Source organism: Clostridium luticellarii, from assembly GCF_002995845.1.
Classification (GTDB): domain Bacteria; phylum Bacillota; class Clostridia; order Clostridiales; family Clostridiaceae; genus Clostridium_B; species Clostridium_B luticellarii.
Window position 1 is genome coordinate 37894 of sequence record NZ_PVXP01000004.1, and the last position, 15067, is coordinate 52960.

Sequence of the window (15067 nt, forward strand, 5' to 3'; positions counted from 1 at the left end):
AACTTCAATGAATATAGCAGGAATAATAGCAGAATACAATCCATTTCACAATGGACACAGATACCATATTGAAAAAATGAAATCCATGACAGGATGCAGTGGAGTAATCGCAGCTGTCAGTGGAAATTTTGTCCAAAGGGGAGCTCCATCTATCATAGACAAGTGGACCAAAACATACATGGCACTTCAAAATGGAGTGGATCTGGTTCTGGAAATTCCCGTACTCTACAGTTTATCTTCCGCAGAATTTTTTGCATTTGGCGCTGTAAGTCTTCTGGAAAATCTAGGTGTGGTAAAAAAACTGTGTTTTGGAAGTGAATGCGGCAATATTCAACTTTTAGAATCAATAGGCAGTATATTGTGTCAGGAGCCCTATGAATTTAAAATCAATTTAAAAAAGAATTTATCTGAAGGTTTGTCCTATCCTCATGCCAGAAGCAATGCATTGATGGAATTTTTCCACCATAATGACAATTCTGAGTTCAAGGACTATGATCTGAGAAAAATACTGTCTTCTCCCAACAACATTCTAGCAATAGAATACTGTAAGAGCCTATTAAAACTGAAGAGCAGTATTATCCCTCTCTGTATAAAAAGAATTGGAAGTTCTTATAACAGCCTGGAAATGAAAAATAACTTTTCCAGTGCATCCTCTATCCGAAATTTTATAAAAAATGAAGGTAATTTTGATGATCTGGAAAATAATTTACCTCCCAGTGTATTTTCTATTTTAAAAAAATTACAGGATTCAGGATACAATTTCACTTTTGAGGATTCTCTGGTACCCTATTTGAAATATAAATACTTTTTCTATAAAGGAAATTTTAAATATCTTCCAGATGTGTCGGAAGGCATAGAAAACAGGATATTCGATGCAATAAAAAATAATTGCTCTTATAAGGATATTGTAGAGGCATCCAAGACAAAAAGATATGCCTACAGCAGGATAAGCAGAATATTATGTCAATTCTTTTTGGGATTTGAAAAATTGGATACAGGCAGTTTAAGAAAAAATCCATGTCCCTATGCCAGAGTACTGGGATTTAATAGTACAGGCAAAAAAATTCTCAGAGAAGTGAAAAAAAATTCCTCTCTTCCTATTTACACAAAAATACCTCAAATAACAGACCAGATTCTGAAACTGGATATATCAGCTACCAGTGCCTACAGCCTTTTAAACAAAAATATACCTTTTAATCAGGATTACACTAAAAGCCCGATTATAATGGATAAAATTTAGAATAAGCATCCTACTTTATAAATATAATTTATTAAGATATGTATCTTAGGCAAAAGTTTTTAGAAAGTAGGTAAACTACCAGTGATTGTTTTATTTTATGTTTTGATATTCATAATACTGCTTATTTTATGTTTTTCCATAAGGAATATAAACATCCTGATTACTATAATATGTACTATTTTAATAGGGCAGATTATATTATCACCTAAAATATGTATAGATGGCGTGATAAGTGGTGCCATGTTGTTTTTCTATAAAGTATTTCCATCTTTATTTTCATTTTTAGTGGTATCAAATATAATTTTATTCTACGATGGAGTATATATATATTCAAAGCTAATAGGGAGATTCTTATGCAAACCCCTGAGACTTCCAATTAACTGCAGCTTTGTACTCATAATAAGCATGCTGTGCGGATATCCTCTTGGTGCAAAATATGCCTGTGATCTACTGGAAAGAAGATTGATAGATCTTCCCACTTGTGAAAGGCTCTTAAACATAGCTTCTAACGCCAGCCCTCTCTTTGTATTGGGATCCGTGGGCATATCCATGTTTAAAAACTCCACTCTTGGATACATACTGCTTCTGTCCAATTTGCTGTCATGCATAGCAATGGGCTTTTTGCTTAAGCCTGAGAAAATATATATAGATAACAGACCTGAAAAAAATCATGTGTATAGTAATGAAAATATTGGAAAAGTAATAAAAAGCAGCATTGAAAATGCAATAAAAACTTGCATGTCCATAGGCGGATTTGTAATTATCTTCTCCGTGGTAAATAATATTTTAAAAAATAATTTTCTATTTAGTTCACTAATACAGTGGATTTCAAAATTCACTGCATTTCCCGGTGATATAATAGAGGGATTCCTGCTTGGAATAATAGAGATGACAAATGGATGCAATCTGATATCCTCTTCCACTGCTTCACTTAATTTAAAAATCATTATTGTAAGCTTCCTCTTTACCTTCAGTGGGGTTTCAATTATATCACAGGTTTACTCATTTACTTACAGGTTTAAAATATCCATGAAAAAATACATTCTGGGCAAAATCTTTCAGGGAATCATATGTTCTATTTTAAGTTTTTCTATCTACAATGTATTCTTCAATAAATTATCAGCATCTGCCTTTTTACCTTATTATAAAATTGCAGGAGATTCAAGCAGTGTATTTTTACTCATTCTAGTTCTAATTATACTGCCCTGGCTGATATTTAGGACAGCAAAGCTATTTCATATCCCTTAATTCCTTTATATTGGCTCTTATGGAACTGGATTTTAAGTCTATGTTTCCCTCTAAATCATTTAACATCTTCTGAAATTCCACTTTCAAATTCGTCAGGAACTCATTACTTTTATCTGTTATTTCACTGTCCAGCTGACTCAACATTTCATCTGCATAATCCCTGGCTCCCAACCTTATAGCCTTTGCATTTTTTTGTGCAGATGAAATTATCTCCTGAGCTCTCATATTTGCCTCTTTTGTAATATCATGATTTTCTATCTGCCTCCTAAGCAAATTTAAATTTTCTTTCTTTATGTTGTCAGCCTCTTGTACAGCTTCAGTTAAAATTCTGTCTTTTTCATCCACTATCCACTGTGCCTTCTTAAGTTCGCCAGGAAGACAATTGACTATCTTATTCAATGTTTCTTCGATTTCCTTTTTATTTACCATGATTTTTCCCGTCATGGGAACTCTGGCAGAAGTACTCACAATTTCTTGAAGATACTCTAAAAGTTTAATAACATCCATAATTTTCCCCCTAAGGTTCATTAGAATTTTTATGTATTTCACTAACTTTTTGTGTAATATCAGGTATTATTTCTTCAGGAACCAATCCCTCAATACATCCTCCAAACATAGCAACCTGTTTTACTGAAGAAGAACTTAAAAATGAATTCATAGCACTGGCCATCATAAATACAGTTTCTATGTTGGGATCCAGCTTTTTATTCATAAGTGACATCTGAAATTCATATTCAAAATCAGATACAGCCCTAAGTCCCTTAACTATAACCTTAATATTTCTCTCTTTCATAAAGTCTATCAATAATCCACTGAAGCTTGCAACTTTCACATTAGGCATATTTTTCACAACTTTTTTAATTAGTTTAACCCTTTCATCTATGCTGAACAATCCTTTTTTTTCAGGATTAACCAGCACCCCCACTATCAATTCATCAAATATTCTGGCCGATCTGTTTATTATATCCAAATGTCCATTTGTTATAGGATCAAAACTTCCCGGACATATTGCTATATTCATACCAAATTAATCCTCCTTGTATTTATAAAAGCATAGGGTGGTCTTTCCGTATTTCCTGTGCTCCGTCAAAACTATACTGTCAGTTCCCCCATATATTTTCTCACTGGTGTCAATTTTGGCAACTATGATCCCATCCGCAGACAGTAAATTTTTTCTTTCAATTATCTCCACTGCAGGTGGAATCATATTTTTTTTATAGGGAGGATCAACAAATATTACGTCAAATACCTCTTCTTTTATTCCCAATTCCTCAAGAGCTCTATAGGAATCCATATTTATAGTTCTGCATATAGAAGTAAATTTCAAATTTTCCACATTTTTTTTAAGATAACTAAATGTATCACTGTCTCTGTCAACTAAAAAGCATTTTTTAGCCCCCCTGCTCACGGCTTCAAGCCCAAGGCTACCTGTTCCAGCAAACACATCCAGTACAGCCGCACCAGGTACTTTTCTCTGAATTATGTCAAACATTGATTCCTTTACCCTATCCAAAGTAGGTCTTGTAGTATCATATCCATTGGGTGACAATAATTTTCTTCCTCTGGCAACGCCTGAAATTATCCTCATAAATTTTCCTCCTATTTTTGTTTTATCCGAACGCTAACATTTTAACATATATATTCCCATTATTCAAAATTCATCTTCAAGTTTTCCAGCTAGTTAAAACTTATGAATTTAGAAGTTCTTTTCAATTTTTTCTGTATCTCATCTTTAATTTTTATATCCTCTGAATCTTCGCTTTTGAGAAGTCTTCTAGCTTCCAGATTGGCTTTTTTGAATATATCTATATCCTCTACCAGATCCGATAGTACAAGCCCATCTTCACCATGCTGCCTAAAGCCAAATATTTCACCTGTTCCTCTGAGCTTCAAATCCTGTTCTGCAATGAAAAATCCATTATTACTGCACTTCATTATCTCCATTCTCTTTCTTATTATATCATTTTTGATATCTGCAATTAAAATACAATAGGATTTATATTTTCCCCTTCCAACTCTTCCCCTGAGCTGATGAAGCTGTGCAAGTCCAAATCTTTCTGCATTTTCCACTATCATCAATGAGGCATTGGGAACATTTATCCCCACTTCTATAACCGTAGTAGACACCATGACCTTTATTTCTCCGTTTTTGAACCTATCCATCTTGCTTTCCTTATCTTTTGAGGACATTTTGCCGTACAGTATATCTATCTCCACATTTTTAAAATATTTTTCTTTTAGCTCTTTAAAAATATCCTCCACCGAACTCAAGTCCAATTGATCATTTTCTTCCACCAGCGGACATACTACATATACCTGCCTTCCTTTCTTTATTTCATCCAGGGCAAATTTATACACATTTTCTCGGGCAGTTTTATCTCTATAGTAGGTATCTATTTTCTGTCTTCCAGGTGGAAGTTCATCTATGGTGGACACATCTAGATCCCCGTATAGATATAGGCTTAAAGTTCTTGGAATAGGTGTGGCTGTCATAACAAGGGTATCTGCATTTTCTCCTTTATTGGTAAGTTTACTTCTCTGTGTAACTCCAAATCTATGCTGTTCATCCGTAACCACCATGCCTATATTTTTAAATTTCACATCATCTTGAATCAAAGCATGAGTTCCTATAAGTACATCTATTTTTCCCAACTCCAAATCCTGTTTTATCTTTTCTTTATCTTTGGCCCGGGTGCTTCCAGAGAGCAGCTCTACATTTACCTGGAACTGTTCCAGAAGTTTTTGGGCCTCCATGTAGTGCTGTACTGCAAGTATCTCGGTGGGGGCCATTAGAACTGCCTGATAGCCATTTTTTACCACATTAAAAATAGCTATTAGAGCTACTATGGTCTTTCCACTGCCTACGTCCCCCTGAAGCAGTCTATTCATAGGAAGCGGTTTTTTTTCATCCATCAGTATCTCTCTTATGGATTTTTTTTGTGCCCCGGTGAGCTCATAGGGAAGTTCTGCCTTCAATTGTGTCAATTCAGGAGCAATTTTAAAAGCTATCCCTTTTTCACCGTTAAGGCTGTATTTGAGCATCAATATTTTTAGAGAGTATGTAAACAGTTCTTGAAACTTAAGCCTTCTTTTCCCCTGCTTCAGTTCTTCCAGGCTGGAAGGATTATGTATTATCCTTACAGCTCTGTCAAGACTGCATAATTTATATTTATCAATTATCCACCCTGGCAAATTTTCTTCTATATTTATGTCTTCAAGTATTTCCGATATGAGTTTTATGAGGGTATTGTTGGTTATTCCAGATTTTAAAGGATATATGGGTATTATCTTATCTTCCTTTTTCCCCGTTTTACATCCATTTACAATAACTGGATTCATCATAAAACTATTTCCTCTGAATTTCTGAACTTTTCCCATTATCCTGTAAATGCCATTTATTCTAAATTTATTTTTTATGTAGGGCTGATTGAACCACTTTCCCCTAAAATTACTCCCCTCACTCTCAAATACCACAGTGGAAATTATTTTCCCATTTTTAGTCCTTATATCCCTGCATATGGCTTTAACCCTGCAGTCTATTATGATCTTTCCAGTTTGACCTCTACTTAAATTTTCACAATTGGAAATCACATCATAGTCTCTCGGAAAATACAAGAGCAAATCCAATATGCTAAATATACAGCATCTATTTAAATTTCTTGCAGTTACAGCTCCAACTCCCTTTATGGACTTTATATCATCATATACATTCACAAATTTTCACCTACTTATTCACTTAAAATATTATACTATATTTCAGTAAATTAAAAATAAAGAGTTGATCCGCTTAAATAAAAAAAGCCCACCGGCTTTTTTTATTCAACAGATACTATAAAATAATAAAGAGGCTGCTTTCCACTATAGCACTGTATATCCATATCCTCATATTTCACTTCAAGTTTTTTCACAAACTCATTCACTTCGTTCTCACTGCATCCCTCACCATAATATATGCTTATAAGTTCACTGTTTTCCCCTGTCATTTCATCTATTATATCACTACATACCTGAAACTTATCCCTTCCCACTTTTTCTATCTTGCCTTCAATAAGTCCAAGTATATCTCCCTGTTTTATATCTTTTTCATCCAACTCCGTATCTCTCACTGCATAAGTCACCACGCCTGTGGTCACTGTAGCTATCGCTTCTTCCATGGCACTCACATTTTCATCCAATTCATAATCTGAATTAAATGCGGTTATTGCAGTAATCCCCTGAGGTATGGTCTTAGTTGGTATCACTTTAACCGTTTTATCCGAAAGCTCTGCTGCCTGATTAGCTGCCATAATTACATTCTTGTTGTTTGGAAGCACAAATACATTTTCCGAATTCAGCTTGTTTATGCAATTCAATATATCTTCAGTACTGGGATTCATGGTCTGCCCGCCTTCTATAACATAATCCACTCCCAGATCCTTAAATATACTATTAATCCCATCTCCTATGGATACTGAGATAAAAGCATATTTTTTAGGCTCAGTCTCCTGTGCCAATTCCTTTTCCCCATGATTTTCTTCCACGGAAGAATCTTCTTTAAAATCATCTATATTTAAAATATGTCTGTGCTGTTCTCTCATGTTATCTATTTTTATCTTGGACATCTCACCCAATTTGACTGCCTGGGACAAAACCCATCCTGGATCATTGGTATGAATATGAACTTTTATTATGTCCTCATCTTTAACTACTACCATGGAATCTCCAATATTCTGCAGTTTCTTTCTGAAATCCTCTATATCAGATGTTTGAGAATGAATGAGGAATTCAGTACAGTATCCATATTTTATATTTTGTTCTCCCAGGTTTTTAGCTGCAGATTGCATTTTGGCACCGCTGGCTTCTTTTAAACGCACATTTTCCATATGATTCTTCAAAGCCTCATACATTCCCTGAAGTATGACAAGAAGCCCCATGCCTCCGGCATCTACCACTTTTGCCTTTTTCAAGACAGGAAGCATATCAGGAGTTTTATCAAGTACGCTCTTGCTGTAATCACATACTCCCTCCATAAGCTCAGCTATATCCTTCTTATCGGATTTTACAGCACTTTCACTGGCTGCTCTTATAATAGTCAATATGGTTCCCTCCGTAGGACGCATAACTGCCTTATAGGCAAATCTTGCTCCCTCCGCCAGGCCATTTGCAAATTCCAGTGAATCCACATTTTTTTTGCCCTCAATGCCTTTAGCTATACCTCTGAATATCTGTGAAAGTATAACTCCGGAGTTTCCTCTAGCTCCCATAAGTGCACCTTTGGCCATTTGCCTGCCTATTATCTCTATGGATTTTTCATCTAAGCTGGCTACCTCCAAAACTGCATTCCTGAGGGTCATAGACATATTAGTCCCTGTATCTCCATCAGGTACCGGGAATACATTCAATGAATTTACAAAATCCTTCTGCTCCTCCAGTCTATTGCTGGCATTCACAACCATATTGTAAAAAATCTTCCCGTCTATATTTAAGTATCCCATTTTTACAAATTACCTCCCTAGACTCTAACACCTTGAACATTTACTGTTATAGCTGAAACTTTGAGCCCCGTGTAGTTTTCTATATTATATTTTATCTTTTGTATTATATTATTGGCGATTACAGATATTTTTGTTCCATATTCCACAATTATATGCAGTTCTATAATCAATTCATTGTTTTTGGAACGAATTTTTACTCCCTTACTTAAATTTTCACTTTTTATCAACTTCCAAAAGCCATCTTTAGCACTTTTAGACGCCATGCCTACTACACCATAACATTCCATAGTAGACAGCCCAGCTATATTAGCAACTACTTCTTCCGAATAATCTATATATCCATTTTCCTGAACAATACTACCTATCATACAAAAACCTCCTCACTCAATATCATACTCTATAATACCATAAATATATTTTATTATTCAAGCTGAATACAATATTTTTCCAAATTCCTCCACGATTCAAAGTTAAAAGTTGCTGTCATCTGTACTTCGAAATTTAACTTAGCCTTGCACATATTATACATTCTGTGGTAAAATAACTTATGTTTGAATTGTTTAGGGTCACTAAGGAGGTGTTTGCAGTGTCAAAGAAATGTGAAATATGTGGTAAGGGTCTTGTATTTGGAGTACAGTACAGCCATTCACATCGTCAGTCTAAAAGAACCTGGTCGCCAAATATAAGAAAAATTAAGGCCATAGTCAATGGTACACCAAAAACTATACATGTTTGTTCGAGGTGCCTTCGTTCAGGAAAGGTTCAGCGTGCCATATAAAAATAAAAATGCAGTTGTTTAGTTACAATTGCATTTTTGTGTTTATACGATTATTTCTTTTTGGTGAAAAATTTTATAATTGCAGACAGGATACCCGGAAGTTTAAATGCAATAATTTTCATCAAATTACCTCCTTATTTATGACGTTCTATTAAATACCATCCACAATAAATTAATCCAGCACCTGCAGCTATTATCCATCCCCATATAGGGATAATAACTGTCATTAGGAATCCCACACCTATAGATAAAGCCACCAATCCGATTTTTCTTTTTGTTCTTCTTCTGAGTCCTCTTTTTTTCACGTTATTATCCCTTAAAAATTGCTCTACATTATTATATGCATTACATTACAGTATTGTTACAATTATTTGCACCTTAATTACAAATTGTCCATTGTAAATTGAATAAGTCAGTCTCTGCTTCTTATGAGAAGTAGTCTTCCACTGTCAAAAGTTATATTAACACTGCTTTTTAAAAATTCATTTGATATGGTCCTTCCATCCCCCAATTTAAGATTGTAATTATGAAGCTTGTATCTTGCACCTATAATACTCAAATTACTGACTATGTCACAATAGGCATGAAGGGAAAAGCTTTCCCCTTCACTGCCCTCTATTGTAATTGGTTTGTCTATCAGCTCAACAGTATTGTGTTCATCTTTTATGTAAGCTTTCACTCCCTTTAAATTGCATTTCAAAAGCATTCCCAAATTTCCCAAAAGGTGATCCACCCTGCTTCCAGTAACTCCAAGAAGCACTATTTCATCTGCCTTTAATTCTAAAGCTCTGTCAATTACTATCTCAGTATCTGTAGCATTTTTAGCTTTAGGATATTTTTCTACAGTACAATTTTTTTTTTCGAAAAATTCCAGCACATTTCTATCTATGGAATCAAAGTCCCCTATAAGGTATTCAGGTATTATATTATATTTATACAGACAATTTCCGCCACCATCTGCACATATCAAAATTGATTTCCCATCGAGTTCCCCTTTGATCAGCTCCTTAGAAGGTGCATGTCCTCCCGAAACTATAACTGCTTTCATATTAAATTCCTTCCCTCAGCATCTTTATATTCTCCTCTATACTACCATCTCTAAACACAGCAGAACCCGCCACAATCACATTTGCTCCATTTTTCACTGCACTGCCTATGTTGTGTTTTGAAATACCGCCATCTACTTCTATCAACAGATTTTCATTGTATTTATCACTTAAAGCTTTAACTTCTCTTATTTTTTCAGAGCAGTAATCTATGTATTTTTGTCCACCGAATCCAGGATTTACAGACATTATAAGAACCATATCCAGATCAGATATCAGATATTTTATATTATCTACCAGTGTAGCAGGATTTAACGCAACCGCTGCCTTCACACCAAGACTCCTTATATAACTCAAAGTTCTGTCCAGATGATTGTCAGCTTCAAAATGCACTGTTATGATATCTGCTCCTGCTTTTACAAAACTCTCTATATATCTGGCAGGTTCCTGTATCATCAAATGCACGTCAAAAGGCAGTTTTGTATACCTTCGTATGCTTTTTATAATGGGTACCCCAAAACTTATATTTGGTACAAAGTTCCCATCCATCACATCTATATGAACTAAATCCGCTCCATATTTATCCAAAGCCTTTATCTCTTCTCCCAGCCTTGAAAAATCTGCCGATAATATGGAAGGTGCTATTTTTATCATTGTGTATTATCTCCTTTTTAATATTAATAGTAATAAGATATCAATACTTTTTTCTACAGGAAATCTCATCCAAAAGCTTAATATAAAAATTGTATCTCTCTCTGCTTATGGTTCCTCTTTCCACAGAAGCCTTAACTGCACATTTGGGTTCTTTATGATGGATGCATCCTGTAAACCTACACTTTCCCAGCGATTCAACAAACTCGGGAAAACAGTATTGGAGTTTTTCCTTAGGTATATTACTTGTATCCAGTGAAGAAAATCCAGGAGTATCCACCACAAATCCTTCCTCGCTTTCTATAAGCTGGCTGTGTCTGGTGGTATGTTTGCCTCTGTTTAATTTCTCACTTATACTCCCCGTTTCCATAAGTTTTCTCCCGCAGATGGAATTTAAAATGGTGGATTTCCCCACACCAGACGGCCCGCACAGCACGGTGATATTTCCCTTGATTTTTTCCCTCACTTGTTCAATGCCATATCCTTCCTTCGCCTTAAGCTGCAGGACTTCATAACCTACATTTTTTATTCTGTCCATAACATCCATTTCCTCTTTTTTCTTGGGTAAATCCATTTTATTAAAGCATACAATTATTTCCAAATCATTGTACTCACAATTTACAAGGATTCTATTCAACAAATCCTCATTTATTTTAGGATGATCAAATGCAAAGATCACTAGAGCTTGAGTTACATTCGCCACTGCAGGTCTTTTGAGATAACTTTTTCTGGTATAAATTTTATCAATGACTCCCTGATTCCTCTCCACTGTGATGTTTACGTAATCCCCGACCAGAGGGGAAAGTTCATCGTACCTGAACTTTCCCCTGGCCCTGCATTCAATCACTCCAGTTTCAGTTTTTATATAGTAGAATCCGCCTATTCCCTTAATTATAATTCCCTTCATAATCCCTCCCAATTCATATTTTGTCCGTAGCTGAGCTCAAGTTATGTTCTTAATTTTGCCTAATTTCCTGTGGTACCTGGGTTTGGATTCTTATCTCCTCCTGAATTATTGCCGCTGCCGCCGTTGTTTTGAGAACCTCCGCCATTACCATTCTCATTTTGCTGTCCGCCACTATTCTGTCCGCCGCCATTTTCTCCGGTACCATTGCCGCTGTTTTCTTCAGTATTATTATTTTGAGACCCACCATTATCGTCTTTATTTTCAGGTTCCTTATATACATAGTAGGTCAAAGTCACAGTAGTTCCTTCCTTGACCTGCTGCGAGGCCCCTACACTTTGATTTGTGACACCCAGATTTTCCTTGGTTTTGTCAGATGTCTCCACTGGATTTTGAGCAACTCTCAAACCCGCATTTTTTAGTATGGCCTCTGCATCGCCTATACTTCTACCTGAAACATCCGGAACTGTAACATATTTCACTTCAGCTCCTTTGCTCACCACAAGATTCACTTTTGCTCCATCCTTCACCTTGGAATCCGCTTCAGGGTCCTGACTTATAACCTGTCCCTGGGACACTGTATCACTGTATCTGTAGGATATATTCCCAACACTGAGCCCACTGCTGCTTATAATATTCTTTGCCGTATTCAAATCTATACCAACCACATTTGGAACGCCCATGGTGTCGGTTCCTTCACTTATAATCACTCTTACATCTGAATTCACTTTTACCTTTGTGCCAGCCTTGGGAAAGCATTCAATTACCGTTCCCTCAGGTTTATCACTTTTTTCCTTAGCCCCCACTACGAAATTAAGTTTTTTACTTTCCACCAGTTTTTTTGCTTCATCCTGTTTCATCCCGACTATATTCGGCACTGCAGCTTCCACAGAGTTGCCATGCTTGCTGAAGGCAAAATATCCCGAAACTGCACCTATCACTATCACCAGCATAAACAATGCTACTATAAGTATGGTTTTCTTTTTTTTGGAATCAAGTACTGGTTTGGGTTTTTTATCTTCCAATTCATCCTCATAGCCGTAATCTTCTTCATTATTATAGCTGTCATTTACATCCACAGGATCCATTATACGTGTCATGTCATCATTTAAGTCATCTTCCGTCAAATTCAATTTTTGATTGTTTTCTATCTTCTTTAGATCCACCAGCATATCTTCCATGGTCTGATATCTCTTTATGGGCTCCTTTTCTACCGCTTTAAGTATCAATTTATTCAAGCTTTCAGGCACGTTTTCATTCAGCTTTATAGGTGGAACTACCGGTTCCTGTATGTGTTTTAGTGCTATGGATACAGGGCTTTCTGCATCATAGGGGACACGTCCTGTAACCATTTCATACATTACTATTCCAAGAGAATAGATATCTGTTCTAAAATCTACAAAACTGCCTTTTGCCTGTTCCGGAGAAAAATAATGCGCGGATCCCATTATCTTGTTTGAGTTGGTTATAGTTACCGAATTCGAAGCTTTTGCAATTCCAAAATCTGTTACCTTCACTATTCCATCTTCTGTTACAAGAATATTATGAGGTTTTATATCTCTATGTATAATATTGTTCTTATGTGCACATTTTATGGCCTTGGCTATCTGAATAGCTATCTCTATTGTTTTCTCCGAAGGTATTCTGACCTCTTCTTTTATTATCTGTTTCAATGTCTTTCCGGAAACATATTCCATAACTATATAATTTATGTCATCCTGGGTCCCTACATCATATATATTAACTATATTATTGTCTGAAAGACTTGCTGCTGCTGTAGCTTCCCTCTTGAACTTTTGAACAAATTCACTATCGCTTGAAAATTGTTCTTTGAGAACTTTTACTGCTACATTTCTATTCAAAAGATGGTCTGTGGCTCTATAGACAACTGCCATTCCACCTTCTCCTATCTTTTCCAGAGGTTCATATCTATTCCCTAGCATGATCCCTATCATCTTTACCCTCTCCTTCAAAAACAATAACTGATATATTGTCCCTTCCGCCTCTAAGATTACTGAGTTCTATCAATTGTTTACAGGCATTCATGTTATTGTTATTCATTATTATATCATACATTTCATCAGTGCTTACCCCATTGGACAATCCATCAGTACAGAGTATGACTCTGTTTACATCTTTCAAATCCACCTGAAACAAATCCACTTTTACGGATAAATTAGTTCCCAGGGCCCTGGTTATTATATTTTTATTGGGATGAATTGCCGCTTCATCCTCTGTTATGCTTCCTTCATCAACCAGCTGCTGCACAAGAGAATGATCTTTAGTGATCTTAGATACACCATCATATTTTACAACATAACATCCACTATCGCCTACATTGGCCACTACCATTTTCATGTTCTTAACAAGGCAGGCCGTTATAGTTGTCCCCATTCCTCCAAATTCATTATTGCTCCTGGATAGTTTATAGATCTTTTCATTTGCCAGATTTATAGCTTCCAGCAGATCTTTTTCCATATCCTCCATATCTTTAGACTTTATATGGGAGATAGTTGTCTCCACTGCAATTTTACTGGCAACTTCTCCTGCATTATGTCCACCCATTCCATCCGCTATTACATACAAATTTAAGTCCTTTCCATTATAGAAATCCGCAAAATCTTCATTCAGTTTTCTCACTTTGCCTACATCTGACAAGATCCCAACCATTTTCTACACCCTTTCTATACCTTTTTGATTCCAAATAACTTCTTCTCAATTGTCCACAAGCGGCATCTATATCCGAACCCATTTCTCTTCTTATGGTAACTTCAAGTCCATTTTCATGGAGTTTATCATAAAAATCCTGTATATTGCTCAGAGAAGATTTCCTGAGTTCATTTTCTCTAACCTGATTTACAGGTATCAAATTCACATGACATAACAATCCCTTAAGCAATTGAATTAAATCTTCGGCACATTTTAAATCATCATTTACACCTCTTGCTAAAGCATATTCAAAGGATATTCTTCGGCCAGTTTTATTTATATAGTATCTACATGCATCTATTATCTCAGGTACAGAGTATTTATTTGCAATAGGCATTATCTTTTTTCTTCTGATATCATCCGGGGAATGCAGTGATATAGCCAAAGTTATCTGTAGGTTTTCGTCTGCCAGCTGTTTTATCCTGGGTACTATGCCACAGGTAGAAAGAGTTATATGTCTCTGACCTATGTTTAAGCTGTACTCACTGCTCACCATTTTTAAAAATTTCAACACATTATCATAGTTGTCCAGTGGTTCTCCACTTCCCATTAACACCACATTGGAGATTCTTTCTCCTACTTCTCTTTGGGCTTCCAGCACCTGGCCCAATATCTCTCCACTGCTCAAATTTCTCACCATGCCATTTACAGTTGATGCACAGAATTTGCAGCCCATTCTACATCCAACCTGGGTTGAAACACACACGGAATTGCCATGTCTGTACTTCATAACTACTGTCTCTATGACATTTCCATCTCTGTATCTATATAAAAATTTAAAAGTATCTTTTGATTTTGACTCATACTTCTTAACTAAATCAGGAATCTCTATATAAAAATTTTTTTTCAGTTTTGCAGTCAATGGCTTGGAAATATTAGTCATACAATCAAAATCCCATTGACTTTTTTTATACAGCCAGTCAATTATCTGACCCGCCCTAAATTTATTTTCATCATTATCTTTCATCCAGTTTCTCAAATCTTCCATATTGAAGTCCAAAATATTATACATATATT

The 15067-nt window shown here is 35.7% G+C and carries 16 protein-coding genes; 3 read left to right on the top strand and 13 right to left on the bottom strand.

Features of this window, described 5'->3' with window-relative positions:
* Positions 1–7: 7 nt before the first annotated feature.
* Positions 8–1240, top strand: coding sequence for a nucleotidyltransferase (locus tag CLLU_RS02625; protein WP_106008023.1), 1233 nt, complete (start codon positions 8–10; stop codon positions 1238–1240).
* 81 nt (positions 1241–1321) lie between these two features.
* A complete protein-coding gene (gene ylbJ, locus CLLU_RS02630; protein WP_106008024.1) occupies positions 1322–2488 on the top strand; it encodes a sporulation integral membrane protein YlbJ in 1167 nt (388 codons plus the stop codon).
* Here the strand turns inward: ylbJ and CLLU_RS02635 are convergent.
* From CLLU_RS02635 to CLLU_RS02660, 6 genes are all read right to left on the bottom strand, one after another.
* The gene (locus tag CLLU_RS02635) at positions 2471–2995 is read right to left on the bottom strand and encodes an ATPase (protein WP_106008025.1); all 525 of its coding nucleotides are present in this window, start codon (positions 2993–2995) and stop codon (positions 2471–2473) included. The genes ylbJ and CLLU_RS02635 overlap by 18 nt on opposite strands.
* Positions 2996–3005: 10 nt before the next feature.
* On the bottom strand, positions 3006–3509 hold the full coding sequence (coaD, locus tag CLLU_RS02640; RefSeq protein ID WP_106008026.1) for a pantetheine-phosphate adenylyltransferase: 504 nt from the start codon (positions 3507–3509) through the stop codon (positions 3006–3008).
* Positions 3510–3515: 6 nt separating this feature from the next.
* On the bottom strand, positions 3516–4076 hold the full coding sequence (rsmD, locus tag CLLU_RS02645; RefSeq protein ID WP_106008027.1) for a 16S rRNA (guanine(966)-N(2))-methyltransferase RsmD: 561 nt from the start codon (positions 4074–4076) through the stop codon (positions 3516–3518).
* Between the two features lie 89 nt (positions 4077–4165).
* The gene (gene recG / locus CLLU_RS02650; protein ID WP_106008028.1) at positions 4166–6202 is read right to left on the bottom strand and encodes an ATP-dependent DNA helicase RecG; all 2037 of its coding nucleotides are present in this window, start codon (positions 6200–6202) and stop codon (positions 4166–4168) included.
* Positions 6203–6303: 101 nt separating this feature from the next.
* On the bottom strand, positions 6304–7962 hold the full coding sequence (locus tag CLLU_RS02655; protein WP_106008029.1) for a DAK2 domain-containing protein: 1659 nt from the start codon (positions 7960–7962) through the stop codon (positions 6304–6306).
* Positions 7963–7979: 17 nt separating this feature from the next.
* Complete coding sequence (locus CLLU_RS02660) at positions 7980–8330, bottom strand: Asp23/Gls24 family envelope stress response protein (protein WP_106008030.1); 351 nt, start codon at positions 8328–8330, stop codon at positions 7980–7982.
* 218 nt (positions 8331–8548) lie between these two features.
* Here CLLU_RS02660 and rpmB point away from each other — a divergent pair, with 218 nt between their 5' ends.
* Positions 8549–8740, top strand: coding sequence for a 50S ribosomal protein L28 (gene rpmB / locus CLLU_RS02665; protein WP_106008031.1), 192 nt, complete (start codon positions 8549–8551; stop codon positions 8738–8740).
* Positions 8741–8874: 134 nt separating this feature from the next.
* On the opposite strand, the gene CLLU_RS18825 is transcribed toward rpmB, so the two are convergent.
* From CLLU_RS18825 to rlmN, 7 genes are all read right to left on the bottom strand, one after another.
* The gene (locus CLLU_RS18825) at positions 8875–9045 is read right to left on the bottom strand and encodes a hypothetical protein (protein ID WP_170065722.1); all 171 of its coding nucleotides are present in this window, start codon (positions 9043–9045) and stop codon (positions 8875–8877) included.
* Between the two features lie 107 nt (positions 9046–9152).
* Complete coding sequence (locus CLLU_RS02670; protein WP_106008032.1) at positions 9153–9788, bottom strand: thiamine diphosphokinase; 636 nt, start codon at positions 9786–9788, stop codon at positions 9153–9155.
* Position 9789: 1 nt separating this feature from the next.
* Positions 9790–10440: a ribulose-phosphate 3-epimerase gene (gene rpe, locus CLLU_RS02675; RefSeq protein ID WP_106008033.1), complete on the bottom strand. Its 651-nt coding sequence runs from the start codon at positions 10438–10440 to the stop codon at positions 9790–9792.
* A 40-nt stretch (positions 10441–10480) separates the two neighbouring features.
* A complete protein-coding gene (gene rsgA / locus CLLU_RS02680; RefSeq protein WP_106008034.1) occupies positions 10481–11344 on the bottom strand; it encodes a ribosome small subunit-dependent GTPase A in 864 nt (287 codons plus the stop codon).
* Positions 11345–11403: 59 nt separating this feature from the next.
* Positions 11404–13296: a Stk1 family PASTA domain-containing Ser/Thr kinase gene (gene pknB, locus CLLU_RS02685; RefSeq protein WP_106008035.1), complete on the bottom strand. Its 1893-nt coding sequence runs from the start codon at positions 13294–13296 to the stop codon at positions 11404–11406.
* Entirely contained in the window at positions 13271–14011 is a 741-nt protein-coding gene (locus CLLU_RS02690; RefSeq protein ID WP_106008036.1) for a Stp1/IreP family PP2C-type Ser/Thr phosphatase, read from the bottom strand. Before CLLU_RS02690 ends, pknB begins: the two co-directional genes overlap by 26 nt.
* Positions 13965–15062 carry a dual-specificity RNA methyltransferase RlmN gene (rlmN, locus tag CLLU_RS02695; protein WP_106008037.1) on the bottom strand — a complete coding sequence of 366 codons (1098 nt, stop codon included), beginning with the start codon at positions 15060–15062 and terminating at the stop codon, positions 13965–13967. Before rlmN ends, CLLU_RS02690 begins: the two co-directional genes overlap by 47 nt.
* Positions 15063–15067 lie beyond the last annotated feature (5 nt).